The following is a 17266-nucleotide window of genomic DNA, read 5'->3' as shown; positions in this document are numbered from 1 at the left end:
CCGTCCGGATATGGGCGAGCTTGGAAAGCTGCCGGGAATCCGTCTCTATCCCGGCATGCCGGCAACGGTGACGATCCCGACCGAAAGCCGCACCGCCTTCGACTACGTCGTCGGGCCCCTCACCATGTCCTTCAACAAGGCATTCCGGCAGAAGTAGCTCATACGCCGAGCTGTCGTTTCAGCTCGACCCAGCGGTCGAGGATGGGCAGGATCTTGTCCTCCTTCTCGGCAGGGAGGGAGAAGACCACACGATCGACGCCGAGCTCCTCGTACTGGCGCAGGCGCTCAATCCTGTCGGGCACACGGAAAAGGCTGATCGGCAGGCTGGCAGGGTCACGCCCCGCCTCCCTCGCCATGTCGCGGAACTGGCCGATGACGCCGATGCCGTCACGCTCCAACCAGTCGTCACGCGGAATCCAGCCGTCGCCATAGCGCACCGCGCGCCGCGCGGCATGGGGGAAGCCGCCGCCGACGATGATCGGCGGATGGGGCTTCTGTTTGGGCTTCGGCCATTGCTTCATCGTGTCGAAGCTTACGAACTCGCCGTGATACTGCGGCTCCTCCTCGGCCCAGATGGTCTTCATCGCCTCGATCCGCTCGCGCGCGAGCTTGTGGCGGGTCTTGAAAACCGTGCCGTGGTTTTCGATCTCGTCCTGGTTCCATCCGTTGCCGACCCCGAACAGGAAGCGACCGCTCGAAAGCTGGTCGATGGTCGATACCATCTTGGCAAGCACGATCGGGTCGCGCTGGATCACGAGGCAAATGCCGGTGCCGACGTTCAGCTTGGTAGTCGCGGTCGCGGCGGTGTTCAAGGCGAGGAACGGGTCCATGATCTCGTAGTAGGGCCGGATCAGTCCACCGCCCGCCGGATAGGGCGACTTGCGCGAGGACGGAATGTGGGTGTGCTCGGGTACCCAGAGCGACTCGAAGTCCCGTTCCTCCAGCGCCCGGCCGAGCGCCACTGGATGCATCGAGTCGGCCGTGAAGAACATCACCGCCCCAATTTTCATCGTCTAGTCTCCCAATATTCCTTCGGCCATTTCCATCAGCGCATGCGGGTCGCTACCAGCTCCATCGGCCGCCAATTTGACGAACTTTCGCCACGCGGGGTACCGGCCGTGCGAAGGATTCAACTATGGCGAGGATGGCGGCCTGGCGAAAAGCCGGGCGCTTGGCCAGCCCGGGAAGATGGCTTTTCATCCATCTCCCGTACTCGAAGACTTCGGCTTCCTTGCCGGTTCCAAGTAGGCAGCCTGACGCGGACCTGCTCATGTGTCTCCCAGGATGCGGTGAACACCCGCCGCAAGCATGACACAAAAGCCCCGATCAGGTCCCGCCAAGGCCTCGATGGCCATACGCGAACGCGACCTCAAATGGCATCCTCCACGCCGCGCCACGCAATCGGCAACCTGTCCCGCGCGAACTGGGTTGACTCAGGGCGACAGCGAAGGAGATCGCTATGAGATACGCCGCCCATGTGATCGCCGCGGTGCTGGCCGGAACCGTCGCCGGCTGCGCCCAGCCCTATTACTATCGCGACGGCTACGGTCCCAATTACGCCTATGCGCCCGGGTACACCTATACCCCGTCGCGGTACGCCTATTCCTCGTATCCGTCCGGCCACTCCTACAGTTCGAAGTGGGATTACTATCGCCACTACAACGGCATCTCGCCGGGACCGGAGCGTTATCCCTAGCGGCTAGTTGAGACGCGCCGCCCGCGCCATGACCTCGATCGCCTCGGGCTGACGCGAGCGAACACTGAGGGAGTCGGCTCCTGAGTCCTCCCAGGCGCGGTATCGCGTGATGATGCGCGCCGGCGGACCGACCAGCGACTTCAGGTCGACCCATTCGTCAGGCACCGCGGCGATCGCCTCCTCCTTGCGATGGGCGAGATACAGTTCCTGGATGCGTCTGGCGGCGTCGCCAAAACCGCGGCGCACCATGACGTCGTTGTGGAAGTTCTTGGTCTTGTGCCCCATGCCGCCCACGTAGAGCGCGACCTCGGGCTTCAGCCGCTGCAGGGCCGCGCGGACGTCGTCGTCGACCTCGACATGGACCGACGCCTGGATGTGGAAATCCTTGAAGCCCTTGCCGCCGCCGGCCCGCCTGAAACCCTCCTCCAGCCATGGGCGATACTCGGTCATGGCGCCCGGTACGAAGCCCATGGGGAGCCAGCCGTCGGCGATCTCGGCGGTGAGTTTCACCGTCGTCTCGCTGCCCGTGGCGAGATAGATCGGGATGTTCGGGTTCATGTGCAGAATCGATTTCAGCGGCTTGCCGAGCCCCGTCGCACCCTCGCCCTTGTAGGGCAGCGAAATCTCCTTGCCCTCGTGCGTGACCGGTGCCTCGCGCGCGAAGATCTTGCGCATGATCGCCACGTAGTCGCGCATGCGGTAATAGGGCCTGCCCCAAGGCTGGCCGTACCAGCCTTCCACGATCTGCGGCCCCGAGACGCCGATGCCGGCGATGAAGCGGCCGCCGCCAGCCATGGCATCGACCGTCGCGGCCGACATCGCCGCGTTGGCCGGCGTGCGTGCGGCGAGCTGCATGATACCCGTGCCGAGCTTGATGCGGCTGGTCTTTGCCGCGAGGTAAGCCAACGGTGTCACAGCATCCGATCCGTAGGCTTCCGCCGTCCATACCGAATCGTAGCCCAGTTCCTCGGCACGCTGCACGAGCTTCACGGGAATAGCGAGTTCCGCCTTCGAATAGCCGATCGAAAGCCCGAGCTTCATCGCGTTTCCTCCATGCATTCCCCGTCATCCCGAGCCGAAGGCGAGGGCTCTTCGCGACGCCTACGAACGATGCCCCGCTACGCTCGGGATGACACGTGCGCTAGTCGGATACAAGCGTCCGACGCACGACCGCTGCCACCTCGTCCACAGCGCTTTCAGGCATATGCGGACTCATCGGCAGGCTGAGCACAGTATCGGCCAGCGTCTCGGCCAGGGGAAAGGTGCCCCTGCCCTGCCTCAGGTCAGCATAGGCCTGCTGCAGATGCGGCGGGATCGGATAATGGATCAGCGAGCCGATGCCCGCCCTGTCGAGCGCGGCCATCAGTTCCTTTCGGCGCGCACAGCGGACGACATAGAGATGCCAGACCGACTCCCCCCACTGCGGCGCGCGCGGCAGTCCAAAGCCTGGAATGCCGGCGAGCCTGTCGTCGTAGCGCGCGGCGACGCGCCGCCGGCGCTCGTTCCAGGCGTCGAGGACCTTGAGCTTTACGCGCAGGAAGGCCGCCTGCATTTCGTCGAGACGCGAATTGAAGCCGCGCTCGATGTTGACGTACTTCACCTTGCTGCCGTAGTTGCGCAGCGTGCGCAGCCGGTCAGCCAGCGCGGCATCGTCGGTCGTGACCGCGCCACCGTCGCCATAAGCGCCTATGTTCTTGGTCGGGAAGAAGCTGTGGGCGCCAGCATGCCCGAGCGCCCCGGTCCGGCGGTTGCGCACCTTCGCACCCTGGGCCTGCGCCACATCCTCGACGACCTTGAGGCCATGTTTGTCGGCGAGCACCATGATCGCGTCCATGTCCGCCGGCTCACCATAGAGATGCACCGGCATGATCGCGCGCGTGCGCGAGGTTATGGCCGCGGCAATGCGGTCGGGATCGATGTTCGGCCCCTCCGGCGTCGGCTCCACCGGTATGACCGCGGCCCCCACCGCCGTCACCGCGAGCCACGTGGCGATATAGGTGTTGGAGGGCACGATCACCTCGTCACCCGGCCCGAGATCCCAGGCGCGCAGCACCAGCTCGAGCGCCTCGAGGCCATTGCCGAGGCCAACGCAGTGCCTGGTGCCGCAGAAGGCTGCGTATTCCGCCTCGAACGCCTCGACCTCCTTGCCGAGCACGAACCAGCCCGACTCCATGACGCGCCTGTAGGCGGCGTCCAGCTCGGGCTTCAGTTCGGCATAGGCCGCCTTCATGTCGAGGAAAGGGATCACGTGTGTCCTTTCACTTCACGCCTGAATATATCGTAGTCGCGCAGGTACTCGGCCTCCTCGTAGAGCGACGATGCGATCACCATCACGGCCGTGTCTGCGGCGAAGTCGGTCAGTTCGTGCCACACCCATGGCGCCATGTAGAGCGCCCGCGCCGGGTCATCGAGCCGCACCGTCTCCTTCACGGTACCGTCATCGAGGTGCAGCCGGCAGTGACCATTCAGGGCCACGAAGACCAGCCGCGACTGGCGATGGCCGTGGCGGCCGCGCCATTGGCCGGTCGCCACGTGATGCAGCCAGAAGATGCGCCTGGGCTCGAAGTCGAGCGCCTGGCCGAATTCGAGGAAATTGACGCTTCCGCGTGGATCGGACGCGCCGGGCACGTCGATCCAGCGGCAGCCGTGTACCTTCAGGGGTTCGCTCATCTAAGGGCGGGACTCGCAGCTTGCAGTTTGCGCCATTGCATGTACACCACACCGCTGAGCGCCACCAAGCCGCCGACGATCTGGTAGCCGTTGGGCATGAAGCCATAGGCGATCGCCCAGAGGACCGCGAAGAACGGTACCAGGTTGACCCAGAGCGACGCGATCGCCACGCCGAGCCGGCTCGCGCCAACATTCCAGAAGTAGCCGCCCATGCCGCTCGCCAGCACGGCAACGACGAGGAACTGCGTCCAGACCCAGGCGTCCGAGACACCGAATGGCGAGCGCGACCACCCTGCGATCACCAGCGCAACGCCGGCCAAGGTCAGCCAGCCCGTCGCGGAGAGCGACGCGACATAGGTGCGATGGAGCTGACTTGCACGGTCGAACCATTCCTGCGCACGGAGGCTGTAGAGCGTCCAAAGAACATTGCTCAGGAGCACGATGATCTCGCCACCGCCAAAAGTGACCTGGCTGCCGAACAGACTGCTCGCCGACAGGATCAATCCGCCGAGGACCGTGAGCAGCATCGCCATGCCGAACCCCGGATCGAAGCGTGCGCCGGTGACGGCGCGCACCGTCGCCGCCGATACCAGCGGCCCCGCCACCTGGACCGCCGCTGCCGTGATGGGATTGCTGTAATAAATGCCGAGCGCATAGCAGGCGAAGAAGCTTCCCATCATCAGGCCCAGCGACAGGAAGCGACGGAGGCCAAGGTCGATCCGCAGCGCATAGCGGCCTTCGACGGCGGCGAGCAATAGCGCGAGCGAGAGCGTCGCCACGGCGGTCCTGAGCGCCGCCATCGGCACGAGGTCGTAGTGGCCCAGCATCACCTTGGTGACCGGGAGGTTCGCGCCCCAGCTCGCGCCGACGAACAGCATGGCGGCAAAGGCACCCAGCAGGTGACGGCGCGGTGCGCCGGTCATCGCTTCACCCGCCGCATCTGGCGAAGCTGAAGCTGCGCGATCCCGGCCATTACGACACCACCGCCCACAAGCTGCAGCCAGGTCGGCTCGACCCCCATCAGCGCTGCCACGCCAATGGCGAAGACCGGCGCCGAATTGGAGAAGAGCGATGCCACCGCCACGCCGACCATCGACACGCCGACGTTCCAAAGAACGATCGCGACGGCGACCCCCAGCAGACCTACCCAGGCCATCATGCCGAGATCGACTGCGCTCGGGACTTCGGTCGGCCAGTCGATGCCGATCGTGGCCCATACAGCGAGGCAGACCAGCCCGAGCAGCACGCTCGCCACGGTCGAGGTGAGCGCCGAGAGCGCGATCTGGCCACGGTCGGCGAGCCACTGCTGGGCGCGGATCGAGTACCAGCTCCAGCAGAGCTGGGCGATCACCAGCAGGATCTCGCCGCCCCGCAGGCCGCTGCCCCCGAAGGTGCGGCCAGGCGCGCCCAGGACGACGAGGACCCCGCCGGCAACCACGAGGACGAGCGTCAGGGTGAAGCCCGGTGGCGTACCGGTGCCCAGCATCAGCCACGCCAGTATCGTGGCCCAGATCGGCCCGCACATCAGCACGATGGCGGCGGTCGCGGGATGGGCATGCGCCACGCCGAAAGTGTAGAACACCGAGAAGCCCGCCATCGCGGCACCAAGCTGCAATAGCTGCCCCGGATGCAGCGGCTTCGGCATGGCAGCAGGCCGCTTTGGCCCCAGCATGGCCAACCATAGGACCGGCATGCCGAGCAGGTAGCGCAGCAACGCGAGCAGCCACTTGTCATAGTGCTGCGCGAGATGAGCCAGGACCGGGATCATGGCGCCCCAAATCAGCGCCGACAGCAAGAGCACCGAGGTGGCGCGTCGCAAGGCGCTCGCCGAAGGAACCGGCACGGATCGGCTCAGCGATCGGCGCGGCGGGTCGCCTCGTAGCCCACCCGGCAATCCGGATAGACGTCGGGCTTCTCGGTCGAGACTCGCGCCTCGATCACGCCGGGTTGGCCGAGGCAGAGATCGAGGATTGCTTCGACCAGGGTTTCCTGCAAATTGAAGTGGCGTGACTTCGCGAGCGCCACGATGCCGTCATGGACGAGGTCATAGTTCAGGACGTTGGCGATGCGATCGCCATGCGCCCTGTCCGCTGGCGCCAGGCGGAGGTCCACGTTCACGACGACAGTCTGCGGCCCCTGCCGCTCGAAGTCGTGGATGCCGATCAAGACTTGCAGGCGAAAGTCGCGGATGAAGATCCGACGGTCCATCTCGGCGGCCATGTCAGCTTTTCTTCCTTCCCTTGTCGAAGGCGATGTCGCGCGGCCGACCCGTGAGATGCTCGCCGCTGTCGACGATCAGCGTATCGCCGGTGAAGCTCGGTGTCGCGAGGATGAAGCGCAGCGCCCGCACCAGGTCGTCCGTTGTGACACCGACGCGCAGCGGATTGGCCGAATGTTGCTCGGCGAATCGCGCGTCGGTCTGGTTGCCGCTGCGCAGCGTCAAGCCGGGTGCGATGCCCGCCACTCGCAGGCGTGGCGCGAAAGCCTGGGCGAGCAGCATCGTCAGGCCTTGCAGGCCGATCTTGGAGAGCGTGTAGGTCAGGAAATCGGGATTGAGGTTGAACAGCTTCTGGTCGAGCAGATTCACGATCACGCCGGTCTCACCCTCGGGAAGCTGGCGCGCCAGCGCCTGCGACAGAAGCAGCGGCGCCCGCAGGTTGACTGCCATGTGACGATCGAAGCCGGTCGCGTCGGCGGCCGGCGCACGATCGAGTTGGAACAGCGAGGCATTGTTGATCAGGCAGACGAGTTGCACACCGCGCGCCTTGCAGCGGCCCACCAGCGCCTCGGCCTGCTTCGCCGAGGCAAGGTCGGCCCGCACCGACTTGGCGCGGCCACCCGCGCGCATGATTTCCGCCACCGTCCCGCGCGCGGCCTTCACGGCACGATTGTGGTGCACGAACACGAAATAGCCTTCCAGCGCCAGCGCCAGCGCCAGCGCGCGCCCGATCCTGAGGCCCGCACCTGTAACGAGCGCACCTTTCATGGCGGCGGGCGCGCCACTCCAGTGGCACGTCTCGATCGACAGACAAGGATGAACGCGCGACAGCAGCCGCGCGCGCCAACAAAAGACGGAGGCCGTCTCGTTCCGGTCACTGGTCTACTCACTGCGGCCTCTCTAGCATGCGCTCCATGAGTTCGTCCCCATTCGAAAGCGTCGATTGCGTCGTGGTCGGCGCCGGCGTCGTGGGGCTCGCGATCGCGCGCGCCCTTGCCCTTGCCGGCCGTGAGGTCATCGTGATCGACGCCGCCGAGTCGATCGGCACCGAGACCTCGTCACGCAATTCCGAAGTCATTCATGCCGGCATCTACTATCCGAAGGGAAGCCTGATGGCGCGCACCTGCGTCACCGGGCGGCGTCTACTTTACGCTTATTGCGCCGAGCATGGCGTGCCGCATCTTAATTGCGGCAAGCTGATCGTCGCCACAAACGAGGACGAAAGCGCCAGGCTCGTCGAGATCAAGGCGCGCGCGGAGGCCAACGGAGTCGAGGGCATGCGGCCTCTGAACGCAGCCGAGGCAATCGGGCTCGAGCCGAACCTGGATTGCACCGCCGCGCTTCTCTCTCCCGCCACCGGCATTGTCGACAGCCACAGCTACATGTTGGCCCTGCAGGGCGACGCCGAGGAGAAGGGCGCGATGTTCGCCTTCCTGAGCCCGCTGGAGCGCGGCCGGGCCTGCGAGGATGTCATTGAGCTCGAAGTGGGCGGAACCGAGCCCATGAAGCTTCGTTGCCGTCTGATGGTCAACTCCGCCGGTCTCCACGCCCCTGCGGTCGCGCGCAAGATCGAGGGCATGCCCGTGCGGCACATCCCCACCCCATACTACGCCAAGGGCAACTACTTCACTCTGACCGGCCGCTCGCCGTTCTCGCGTCTGATCTATCCGGTGCCGGTGCCAGGCGGGCTTGGCGTGCACATCACCGTGGATCTCGGTGGCCAGGCGAAGTTCGGACCCGACGTCGAATGGATCGACGGTATCGACTATACGGTCGATCCGCAGCGCGCCGACAAGTTCTATGCCGCCGTGCGTCGCTACTGGCCCGGCCTCAGGGACGGGACACTGCAGCCGGGCTATGCCGGCATTCGCCCGAAGATCGTGCCGCCCGGTGCACCCGCGCAGGATTTCGTCCTGCAGGGACCGGCCGACCACGGCGTACCGGGTGTGATCAACCTGTTCGGCATCGAATCGCCCGGCCTCACCGCGTCGCTGGCGCTCGCCGATCTCGTGCGTGCGCTGGCAGGCAACGCCTGACCTTCAACGGAGGAGGATCGCCATGCCGAAGATCAACCGCACCGCTTCTGCCGCCTGGTCGGGCGGCCTCAAGGATGGCAAGGGCTCGATCTCCACCGAAAGTGGCGCTCTTTCCACCTATCCCTATGGGTTCGCCGCGCGGTTCGAGGGCAAGAAGGGCACCAATCCCGAGGAGCTGCTGGGCGCCGCCCACGCCGGCTGCTTCACCATGGCGCTCTCACTGATCCTGGGCGATGCGGGTTTCGCCGCCACGCAGATGGACACCACTGCCCGCGTGACGCTGGAGCAGGTGGAGGGTGGGTTCGCCATTTCCGCCGTCCATCTCGCCCTGAAGGCCAAGATTCCCGGCGTCGACCAGGCAAAATTCAGCGAGCTCGCCAACAAGGCGAAGGCTGGCTGCCCTGTCTCGAAGGTGTTGAAGGCCGACATCTCGCTCGAGGCGAGCCTCGAAACCTAGTCCGCGCTGCGGAAAACAGACCGACATATGGGCGGCGGACTAGCCGGTACGTTGCGGGTTCGCTATTGCTCGGCCGCAGCGAACCCAGCGGGAGAACCGGCAGAGATGATCAAGACGCGCTTCACCGAGATGTTCGGCGTCAAGCACCCGATCGTGCAGGGCGGCATGCAGTGGGTAGGCCGCGCTGAACTCACCTCGGCGGTCGCCAACGCCGGAGCGCTGGGCTTCCTCACCGGCCTCACCCAGCCCACGCCCGAAGATCTGCGCAAGGAGATCAAGCGCTGCCGCGAGATGACGGACCAGCCGTTCGGTGTCAACCTCACCATCTTGCCGACGCTGGTCCCGCGGCCCTATGGCGAGTACATCGACGCGATCATCGATTCGGGCATCAAGATCGTCGAGACCGCCGGCAACAATCCCAAGCCCTTCCTCCCCAAGCTCAAGGAAGCGGGAATCAAGGTGATCCACAAATGCACTTCGGTGCGCCACGGCATCTCGGCGGAGAAAGTCGGCGTCGACGCGATCTCGATGGACGGCTTCGAGTGTGCCGGTCACCCCGGCGAGGACGACATTCCCAACCTGGTGCTGCTGCCGGTAGCGGCGAACGTCATCAAGATTCCGATGATTGCCTCCGGCGGTTTCGCCGATGCGCGCGGGCTCGTGGCGGCGCTGGCGCTGGGTTGCGAGGGCATCAACATGGGCACGCGCTTCATGGCCACCAAGGAAGCGCCGATCCATCAGAAGGTGAAGGAGAAGATCGTCGCCTCCGACGAGCGCAGCACGGCGCTGATCCTGCGCACCATGCGCAACACCAGCCGCGTCTACGGCAACTCCGTCGCCAGAAAGGCGATCGAGATGGAGGGCGAAGGCAAGACGATTGCCGAGATCGGCCCCCACATCGCCGGCGCCAAGGGCAGGATCGTCTACGAGACCGGCGACCTCGAGCACGGCATCTGGTCGGCCGGCACCTGCATGGGGCTGATCAACGACATCCCGACCTGTAAGGAGCTCGTCGAGCGGATCGTCGGCGAGGCGGAAGGCATGATCCGAGGACGCCTGTCACAGGCGCTCGCCGCCTAGAACACCCTTCCAAAACGCCATAGCCAGCGCGCCGCGACGCCGAGGACCGGGGGCAGCAGGGCCATGCCCGTCGCGAATGGGCCGACGTCGGCGAACAGGCAATCCCAGCCGGTCCTGTCACCGATCAGACATTCGTATTGCAGGCCCGACCAGCCGCAGCCGGCCAGCATCAGCGGATTGGCGAGGCTCGCCATCAGCCACAGCTTCCAGCCGGCTGCGCCCAGGCCGGGCCGCCACCAGCAGACGAGGGTCGCGATCAGGGCATTGCCGGCCAGGATCACCGCAAACGTCACGACGGCGATCGCGTCGAAGAAAGTGCCGGCGATGGCACCGGCAAGCAACGCTCCGCCGACGTGGCCAAGCACGAAAGGCTGGATGCGCCGCACTGCCTAGATCGGCATCACGCCGCGCCGCGGTGCGGTCGTGCCGAAGGTCTCGCTGCTGATCGGGGCGCCTTTTGCTTTGAGTGCATCGCGATGCTGCGCAATGGGCGTACGCAGGATCGCGTCTTCCATCGCTGCCAGCCTGGCGAAGGGCGGGGTCGCCAGCGTGCGCGCCATCCAGCCGGCAGTGTGCGGCCAACGCACGGAGTCGATCTGGAAGCGCGCGAAACCGGCATTGCGGAAGAAACAGGCCGGCGCGATATCGCCGAGCGAGAGTGCACCGAAGCGAAATCCCGCCTCGGGCGCTTCGCTTTCGAGATAGTCGAGCACCGCCGGCACGTCTTCCCGGAGCGTGCGGTCCATCAATTCCCGGTCCCCCTTCTCGCCCCACACGAACGGCCGGATGGCGACCTGGTTGAACAGCCGCCAGATGAAGACGTCGCCCATGCGGCTGTCGGCAAACTCCTCGAGCCAGCGCGCCCGCGCGCGATCGCGGATCTCGGCGGGATAAAGCGCGGGCTGCGCCTGCAGATCCTCGAGGTACTGGCAAATCACCGACGAATCGGTCAGCACGAGGTCGCCGTCGATCAGCATGGGAATGCGGCGCAGCGGGCTGAGACGAGAGAATCGGTCATCACCGAAGAAGGGCACGATCGGGTCGATCTCGTAGCCGATGCCCTTCAGCTCCAGGCTCACCAGCACCTTGCGCACGTAAGGCGACAGATAGCTTCCGACGACCAGCAGCTTCCTCATACCAGGTTGATCCGGCAGCCGCAGACCTCGACCTGGCCGACGCCGTGCTGCCTGTGGCGCTTCTTGGCAGCGCCGATGACACGTTCGCGGTCGACCACGCGCACGTCGTACGCTGAAACGCCCGGCCCGCGCTCGTCGGCGATCGGCACAAAGCGGATCTCGCCGTCGCCGTCGAGCCGGATGATGTCGCCCTCGGCGCGACGGTTCAGGATCCTCGACCACAGCTCGGCGGCCTGATCCGGCTCGACGCACTGGATCTCGACGCCCGCCAGCCCGTTGGTGACATCCGAGCGCGCATGCTTCAGCCAGTCCCGGGCGGCAGGTGGCCACCAATGCGCCGGATCGGTGCCCGCCGGCGCGATCGTCTGGTCGATCGACAACAGCACGCCCGCGGTGTCGGACGGGTGGAAGTGGGTGTACTTGTACTCCGCCTTGTCCTTCTGCTCGACCGCGCGCACACCCAGCGCCGTCACGCGCTGGCGCTCGGCGACCGCATCGGCTACTTGCAGGATCACCATGTAACCACCATCGCCCTTGCGCCGCTCGATGTAGCGGCCGGCCGACGTTCCCTCGCGCGTAGGCGAGACAATCTCGAGGAAATCGTGGCCGGTCGGGCAGACGACGTTCGCCAGCCCCCATTTGGCAACACCCGGATCTCGATAGGCGACCTCGATGCCGAGCACGTCGCACAGCTCCTCACGCGAACGCTCGAGGTCCTTCGCGACAAAGACACACTGCCGAAGCTTCATGGCGCGTCTCCCAATTCCGTGCGTTCCCGCCTATGCTAGCGCCATGCGGACCGTGGCGACCATGGCTTTCGTGGCAGCGGCCGCGCTTTCGTTCTGCTTCCCGGATTTCATCGTCTTCCGCGTCACTCAGGCCACCATCTGGGCGATCGCGCTGCTCGGCCTCGTGATCTTGTGCGGGGTGAGCGGCCAGTTCTCCTTCGCCCAGGCCGCGCTCTTCGGCATGGGCGGCTACGCGGCAGCACTTACTGCCAGTCACACCATGCTGCCGCCCTACGTCGCGCTCCTCCTCGCACCGTCGGTTGGATTCGCCGCCGGCTATGGTCTTGGTCGCGTGGCGAGTGGGCACAGCCTGTGGACGCAGGCACTGATCGGCTATGCGCTCGCCATTGCCTTCCCTCAGCTCTTGCGCTGGCGCGTGATCGAGCATTGGACCGGCGGCGTGCAAGGGCTGTCGGTCGATTCCCTCGTTTCGCCGTTCGCTTTCCTGAGCAACGACCGGTGGTCCTTCCTGCTCGCCCTGGCGCTGCTTGCCGCCGGAGTGTGGATGGTCAGCAACCTCGTCGCCAGCCGCTCCGGCCGCGCGCTGATGGCGGCGCGCGATCACGACCTCGCCGCCTCGGCGCAGGGCGTCAACGTCGTCCATCTTCGATCGGCTGCCTCCGGCGTCGCCGGCGCCTGTCTCGCACTGGCGGGCTGCCTGTCGGCCTTCCAGTTCGGCTTCGTCGGGCCGACCGCCTACAATTTCTCGCTCTCGGTCCAGATGTTGTTCGGCGTGATCGTCGGCGGCATGTATTCCATCCCCGGCGCGATCATCGGCGGGCTGGTTCTGGAATTCCTGCCCGGCGTCGTCGCAAGCTGGGGCAAGGGCCTTTCGGCGCTCCTCTATGCCGGCCTGATGATCGTCGCGATCGTCGCCATGCCGACGGGGATCGCAGGTACCATCAGCAGACTCGGGAAGTTCTTCCCGCTGCGCATGCGGAGAGCAATCTGAGAGGGCTCAGTTCCCCTTGAACACGGGCGCACGCTTCTCCACGAAGGCGCGCGCAGCTTCCTTGTGGTCGTTGGTCTCGCCGGTACGGATCATGCGGGCGGCCTCGCTATCGAGCGCTTCGGCGAGCGTACCCTCCTCCGCCGCCTTCATGTTCTTCTTCACATGCCACCATGCGACGCGCGGACCTGACGCGAGCTTCCTCGCGAACGCCATGGTCTCGCTCTCCAGGTTGGCGTCGTCGACGACGCGGTTGGCCAGCCCCAGCTTCTCCATCTGCTCGGCATTCAGAATCTCGGCAGTGAAGTAGAGCTCGCGTGCCTTGGCGGTGCCGACGAGCTTGTGCAGGAAATAGTGCGAGCCGAAGTCGCCCGAGAAGCCCACCTTGGCGAAGGCCGTGGTCATGCGGGCGCTCCTGGCGGCAAAGCGCATGTCGGCTGCGAGCGCGATCGAAAGGCCGGCGCCGGCCGCCACGCCGTTCACCATGGCGATGGTCGGCTTGCCCATTTCGTGCAGAAGCTCCGAAACGCGCATGCGCTCGCGCAGGTCATGGACCTTGTCCTCGTAGGTCTTGTCCTGGTCGCGGCCCGCCGCCATCGACTTCACGTCGCCGCCGGCGCAAAACGCCTTGTCGCCCGCGCCGCGCACCACCACGCAGCCGATCTCGCGCGAGGCCGACGCCTCTTCGAGCGCATCGTCGAGCGCCGACATCATGTCGCGGCTCAGCGCATTCATCGCCTCGGGGCGGTTGAACACGAGCTTCATCACGCCGTCTTCGACGGACTTGAGAAGATCGGGCATCGGCTTCCTCCAGGATTGCGATTCGGGATCGGGCCGGCGATGGTTTCGCAAACCAAGCGGCCGTGCAACGACATTCCGTCTTGCGTGGCGGAAATGAGGAGTATCAACCCATGATCTACGAAACCCTCAAGACCGATCTGGCGGACGGCGTCATGACAGTGACGCTCAACCGGCCCGACAAGCTGAACGCATTCAACACGACGATGAGCCGCGAACTAATCGACTTCTTCCGGTGCGTCAACGGAATGGACGAGGTACGGGCTATCGTGGTGACCGGTGCGGGCCGCGCCTTCTGCGCCGGCGCCGACATCTCCGGCGGCAGCAACGCTTTTCAGGTTTGGAACGACGGTGGCAAGCCGCAGAAGCGTGAGCCCCGGGATTCGATCACGCTGGCGATCTTCAATTGCCTGAAGCCGATCGTAGCGGCGATCAATGGCGCCGCAGTGGGCGTGGGCATCACCATGTGCCTACCGATGGACATCCGCATGATGTCGAGCGACGCCAAAATCGGCTTCGTGTTCAACAAGCGCGGCATGGCCATGGAAGCCGGTTCGTGCTGGTTCCTGCCGCGGCTGGTCGGGATGCAGCGGGCGCAGGAATGGGTGATGTCCGCCGAGGTCTTCGGCGCCGAGGAGGCGTCGAAAGGCGGCCTCGTGCGCTCGGTTCACGCTCCCGCGGAGCTGCTGCCCGCCGCGCGGGCGCTTGCGCGGAAATTTGCCTCGAGCACTTCATCCGCCGTGGCGGCAGCAGTTAACCGCCGCCTGATGTGGACCATGTGGGGCGCGCAGAATCCGCTCGATGCCGTGACGCTCGATGTGCAATGCGTCGGCTATCTCGCCGCGAGCGCCGACGCGCGGGAAGGAATCGACTCCTTCTTCGAGAAGCGCGCTCCGAACTTCCCGCTCAAGCCCAGCAAGGACATGCCGCCCTTTGGACCGTGGGCATGAGAGGCTCTCACAAGAGTCAGAGCTGGACGATGGATCTAAGGTCGAAGTCGGCTCCCGGGCCGGGCGGGTTCTCGCCGATGCGCAGGACCGTGTCCTTGACGAAGCGGTACGGCGGCACTGGCAGGTTGTACGGCGCAGGAACCCCCTTGAAAACGCGCGCGGCCAGATCGTAGCGCGAGCCGTGGCAGGGGCAGAAGAAGCCCCCTGGCCAGCTCGAGCCGAGGCTGCCGCCGGGAGTCGCTTCCAATCGCGGGATGCAGCCGAGATGTGTGCAGATGCCGACCACGACCAGGTATTCCGGCTTGATCGAGCGGTGCCAGTTCCTTGCATATTCGGGCTGCTGAAGAACGGTCGACTCGGGGTCGGCCAGCAGATCGACGTCGCGCGCCTGTTGCAGCATGTCGAGCGCTGGCGGCGTACGGTGTACGATAAAGATCGGCCGGCTGCGCCAGAGCACCGTGATCTTCTGGCCGCCCTGGACCTTCGAGATGTCGACATCGACGGGGGCGCCGGCCGCGAGCACGTCCGCCGCAGGATTGAGGTTGTCGATGAACGGCCAGGCGGTGGCGATGGCGCCCACCGCAGTCATGGCACCGGCCGCCGTGAGGAGGAAATCCCGACGCGTCGCATCGGGCTGCTCGAATTTTTCGGTCTGGTTTGTCATCGCTCGCCACAGAAATCGGTCGCCGCCGCGGCGCGGCAAGACGGTGTGATCTTCCGACGCGCGACCACCTGCGACCCCGCCGGCGCCGGTCGACCGCAACCTTTCCATGTCCCCTGCGTTCGGCCGTGCCACGATACGAATTTCACCCCCAGTGGCGGCTTGGAAGGCGGGCCTGGCGGGCGTCTAATGAAAGCCTTGCCGGAGGAGGCCCAATGTCGCCTGACGCTGCATCCCTTGCCGCCTCGCGTCCCGATCCTCTGTATGTCGAGCTCGAGGCGCGCATTCTGGACCGCGACCAGAAGGGTGCGAGCGAGGTGTACTACAGGCTGGTGAAGGACGGCCGCCCACTGGCGGAGATGCTGCGCGAGGCGGTGCGCATCCACGGGCCTTATACGCACGTGCCCTATCACGAGCGGATCGACGACGGCTACGTGAACTTCGTCAACAACGACCACTGCCTTCTGAGTGCGCGGGCGACGCTCCATCTCTCGAACATGCTGCCGGGCGCCGCGTCGGGTCTGCCGATGGCACAGACCATCTGGTACATCCCGACCGGCCTCGACATCTGGAACCAGAAGATCGGCAAGGCGCCCGGCCACTATTCGCGCGGTCTGCAGGTGCCGGACGGTCCGCCGCCCGCGCCGGTCGTACACTGGCCCGACCAGGAGCCGCTGCCCCTCGAGGGGCGGCTGCAGGAACGGCTCGGGCGATGGATGACGCTGGTGCATCGCGGCCAGGTCGTCGATGCCTACCGCGTCTTTCTGGGCCTGATGGCGAACCCGGCCGAGCGGCGCGCGACACTTGCCGAGCTCGTCTTCGCCGGGTTGATCGATGTGCAGGATCGTTCGTTCCAGAACCGCTCCTACACCACCGGCCACAAATCCTTCCGCGCCCGCGCGACGGTCGAGCTGGGCGAGGCGATCGGCTGGGGGAACGCCCACGCCGTGCTCTATGCCGGCGCACTCGACATCGCCGTAGGCCCACGCTGGTACTCACTGTACGAAGTCGCCTGCAACGCGGTCACGGTCTACCTCGAAGACCAAGCATTGCACGCCGTGCCCTATGGAGGCACGACCGAGCAGGAACGGGCCTTGCTCGGCAACAAGGCACCGCTCGGCAAGGCCGAATCGGATGCGCTGATCGAGGTGGTCTTGCGCCAGCCGGAGCCGGGCTATCTCGTGAAGGTCACGGAGCTACTGAAGGCAGGCAAGGACCCGCGTTCGCTCCTTGACGCGCTGCAGATCGGCGCCGCCGAGGTTGTGCTGGAGACGCACAGCGAACTCAACTTCTCCCTGCCGCAGCATTGCTACGAGTACCTGAACACGCTCGGCTGGTTCTGGGACACGTTCGAGCATCCGCAGCGGATCAAGCTGCTCTATCTCGCCGCGGCCTACCTCAATCAGAACGCCTTCCATCAGAAACTGACGGGCGATCTCCTGCCGCCGCGCATCGAGAAACCTGCAAACGTCGCGGCCTTCGACGCCGACCGGCTGGCAGGGACCGTCGAGGCGGCAACGCTCGCGCTCGATGCACCCAAGGCCGTAGGCTGGACGCAGGCTTATCTCGACAGCGGCCACGACAGGGCGCTGTTGGTGCGCACGCTGGCGCTGGCCGCAAGCCGCCTCGGCAACGATCCGCATAATCAGGAAATCGCTCTCTGCCTGCTCGAGGACTACGCGAAGAATCGCAACCCCGACCGTGACCGCCTGCTACTCGCCGCTGCCCAGCACACGGCACGCCATCGCAAGTACGGCGACCCGCTCGACTGTAGCCGCCGCTTCGGCAAGGCGCTGGGCATCGAGGCTCTTGCTTAGCCCATCGGCG

Annotated in this window: 20 protein-coding genes and 1 pseudogene; 8 read left to right on the top strand and 13 right to left on the bottom strand. The window is 65.8% G+C overall.

Going from position 1 to position 17266, the window contains the following annotated elements; all coding sequences use genetic code 11:
* A pseudogene (locus VH499_RS19815) lies at positions 1 to 157 on the top strand (HlyD family type I secretion periplasmic adaptor subunit); the annotation flags it as partial.
* 1 nt (position 158) lies between these two features.
* On the opposite strand, the gene VH499_RS19810 reads toward VH499_RS19815, so the two are convergent.
* The gene (locus tag VH499_RS19810; RefSeq protein WP_332054477.1) at positions 159 to 1010 is read right to left on the bottom strand and encodes a TIGR03619 family F420-dependent LLM class oxidoreductase; all 852 of its coding nucleotides are present in this window, start codon (positions 1008 to 1010) and stop codon (positions 159 to 161) included.
* A 449-nt stretch (positions 1011 to 1459) separates the two neighbouring features.
* On the opposite strand from VH499_RS19810, the gene VH499_RS19805 reads away from it, so the two are divergent.
* Positions 1460 to 1696 carry a hypothetical protein gene (locus VH499_RS19805; protein WP_332054476.1) on the top strand — a complete coding sequence of 79 codons (237 nt, stop codon included), beginning with the start codon at positions 1460 to 1462 and terminating at the stop codon, positions 1694 to 1696.
* A gap of 3 nt (positions 1697 to 1699) precedes the next feature.
* Here the strand turns inward: VH499_RS19805 and VH499_RS19800 are convergent, their stop codons facing one another.
* The 7 genes from VH499_RS19800 to VH499_RS19770 form a co-directional block, all read right to left on the bottom strand.
* Positions 1700 to 2737, bottom strand: coding sequence for an LLM class F420-dependent oxidoreductase (locus tag VH499_RS19800; RefSeq protein WP_332054475.1), 1038 nt, complete (start codon positions 2735 to 2737; stop codon positions 1700 to 1702).
* Positions 2738 to 2837: 100 nt separating this feature from the next.
* Positions 2838 to 3944, bottom strand: coding sequence for a DegT/DnrJ/EryC1/StrS family aminotransferase (locus VH499_RS19795; protein ID WP_332054474.1), 1107 nt, complete (start codon positions 3942 to 3944; stop codon positions 2838 to 2840).
* The gene (locus VH499_RS19790; protein ID WP_332054473.1) at positions 3941 to 4366 is read right to left on the bottom strand and encodes an FdtA/QdtA family cupin domain-containing protein; all 426 of its coding nucleotides are present in this window, start codon (positions 4364 to 4366) and stop codon (positions 3941 to 3943) included. Before VH499_RS19790 ends, VH499_RS19795 begins: the two co-directional genes overlap by 4 nt.
* Positions 4363 to 5289, bottom strand: a complete 927-nt coding sequence (locus VH499_RS19785) for a DMT family transporter (protein WP_332054472.1) — start codon at positions 5287 to 5289, stop codon at positions 4363 to 4365. The genes VH499_RS19790 and VH499_RS19785 overlap by 4 nt, the downstream gene beginning before the upstream one ends.
* Entirely contained in the window at positions 5286 to 6209 is a 924-nt protein-coding gene (locus VH499_RS19780) for a DMT family transporter (protein WP_332054471.1), read from the bottom strand. Before VH499_RS19780 ends, VH499_RS19785 begins: the two co-directional genes overlap by 4 nt.
* An 8-nt stretch (positions 6210 to 6217) precedes the next feature.
* Positions 6218 to 6586, bottom strand: a complete 369-nt coding sequence (locus VH499_RS19775) for a dihydroneopterin aldolase (protein WP_332054470.1) — start codon at positions 6584 to 6586, stop codon at positions 6218 to 6220.
* A 1-nt stretch (position 6587) separates the two neighbouring features.
* A complete protein-coding gene (locus VH499_RS19770; protein ID WP_332054469.1) occupies positions 6588 to 7352 on the bottom strand; it encodes an SDR family oxidoreductase in 765 nt (254 codons plus the stop codon).
* 146 nt (positions 7353 to 7498) lie between these two features.
* On the opposite strand from VH499_RS19770, the gene VH499_RS19765 reads away from it, so the two are divergent.
* From VH499_RS19765 to VH499_RS19755, 3 genes are all read left to right on the top strand, one after another.
* On the top strand, positions 7499 to 8620 hold the full coding sequence (locus tag VH499_RS19765; protein WP_332054468.1) for an NAD(P)/FAD-dependent oxidoreductase: 1122 nt from the start codon (positions 7499 to 7501) through the stop codon (positions 8618 to 8620).
* Between the two features lie 22 nt (positions 8621 to 8642).
* Positions 8643 to 9077: an OsmC family protein gene (locus VH499_RS19760; RefSeq protein ID WP_332054467.1), complete on the top strand. Its 435-nt coding sequence runs from the start codon at positions 8643 to 8645 to the stop codon at positions 9075 to 9077.
* 105 nt (positions 9078 to 9182) lie between these two features.
* On the top strand, positions 9183 to 10157 hold the full coding sequence (locus tag VH499_RS19755; RefSeq protein WP_332054466.1) for a nitronate monooxygenase: 975 nt from the start codon (positions 9183 to 9185) through the stop codon (positions 10155 to 10157).
* Here VH499_RS19755 and VH499_RS19750 read toward each other — a convergent pair.
* Genes VH499_RS19750 through VH499_RS19740 form a run of 3 tightly spaced genes read right to left on the bottom strand, consistent with a single transcriptional unit; the run spans position 10154 to position 12042 of the window.
* The gene (locus VH499_RS19750; protein ID WP_332054465.1) at positions 10154 to 10543 is read right to left on the bottom strand and encodes a hypothetical protein; all 390 of its coding nucleotides are present in this window, start codon (positions 10541 to 10543) and stop codon (positions 10154 to 10156) included. The genes VH499_RS19755 and VH499_RS19750 overlap by 4 nt on opposite strands.
* A 3-nt stretch (positions 10544 to 10546) precedes the next feature.
* On the bottom strand, positions 10547 to 11293 hold the full coding sequence (locus VH499_RS19745; RefSeq protein ID WP_332054464.1) for a glutathione S-transferase family protein: 747 nt from the start codon (positions 11291 to 11293) through the stop codon (positions 10547 to 10549).
* Positions 11290 to 12042, bottom strand: coding sequence for a VOC family protein (locus VH499_RS19740; RefSeq protein ID WP_332054463.1), 753 nt, complete (start codon positions 12040 to 12042; stop codon positions 11290 to 11292). Before VH499_RS19740 ends, VH499_RS19745 begins: the two co-directional genes overlap by 4 nt.
* Positions 12043 to 12085: 43 nt before the next feature.
* On the opposite strand from VH499_RS19740, the gene VH499_RS19735 reads away from it, so the two are divergent.
* A complete protein-coding gene (locus VH499_RS19735; RefSeq protein ID WP_332054462.1) occupies positions 12086 to 13033 on the top strand; it encodes a branched-chain amino acid ABC transporter permease in 948 nt (315 codons plus the stop codon).
* A gap of 6 nt (positions 13034 to 13039) precedes the next feature.
* Here VH499_RS19735 and VH499_RS19730 read toward each other — a convergent pair whose 3' ends face one another.
* Positions 13040 to 13831, bottom strand: coding sequence for an enoyl-CoA hydratase (locus VH499_RS19730; RefSeq protein WP_332054461.1), 792 nt, complete (start codon positions 13829 to 13831; stop codon positions 13040 to 13042).
* A gap of 110 nt (positions 13832 to 13941) precedes the next feature.
* On the opposite strand from VH499_RS19730, the gene VH499_RS19725 reads away from it, so the two are divergent.
* The gene (locus VH499_RS19725) at positions 13942 to 14778 is read left to right on the top strand and encodes an enoyl-CoA hydratase-related protein (RefSeq protein ID WP_332054460.1); all 837 of its coding nucleotides are present in this window, start codon (positions 13942 to 13944) and stop codon (positions 14776 to 14778) included.
* 16 nt (positions 14779 to 14794) lie between these two features.
* Here VH499_RS19725 and petA read toward each other — a convergent pair whose 3' ends face one another.
* Positions 14795 to 15442: a ubiquinol-cytochrome c reductase iron-sulfur subunit gene (gene petA, locus VH499_RS19720; protein ID WP_332054459.1), complete on the bottom strand. Its 648-nt coding sequence runs from the start codon at positions 15440 to 15442 to the stop codon at positions 14795 to 14797.
* A 212-nt stretch (positions 15443 to 15654) separates the two neighbouring features.
* On the opposite strand from petA, the gene VH499_RS19715 reads away from it, so the two are divergent.
* A complete protein-coding gene (locus tag VH499_RS19715; protein ID WP_332054458.1) occupies positions 15655 to 17256 on the top strand; it encodes a hypothetical protein in 1602 nt (533 codons plus the stop codon).
* Positions 17257 to 17266 lie beyond the last annotated feature (10 nt).

The sequence above is a fragment of the Reyranella sp. genome, from assembly GCF_036558665.1.
GTDB lineage: Bacteria > Pseudomonadota > Alphaproteobacteria > Reyranellales > Reyranellaceae > Reyranella.
The sequence above is the reverse complement of the archived record's forward strand: the minus strand, read 5'-3'. Positions and strand labels throughout refer to the sequence as shown.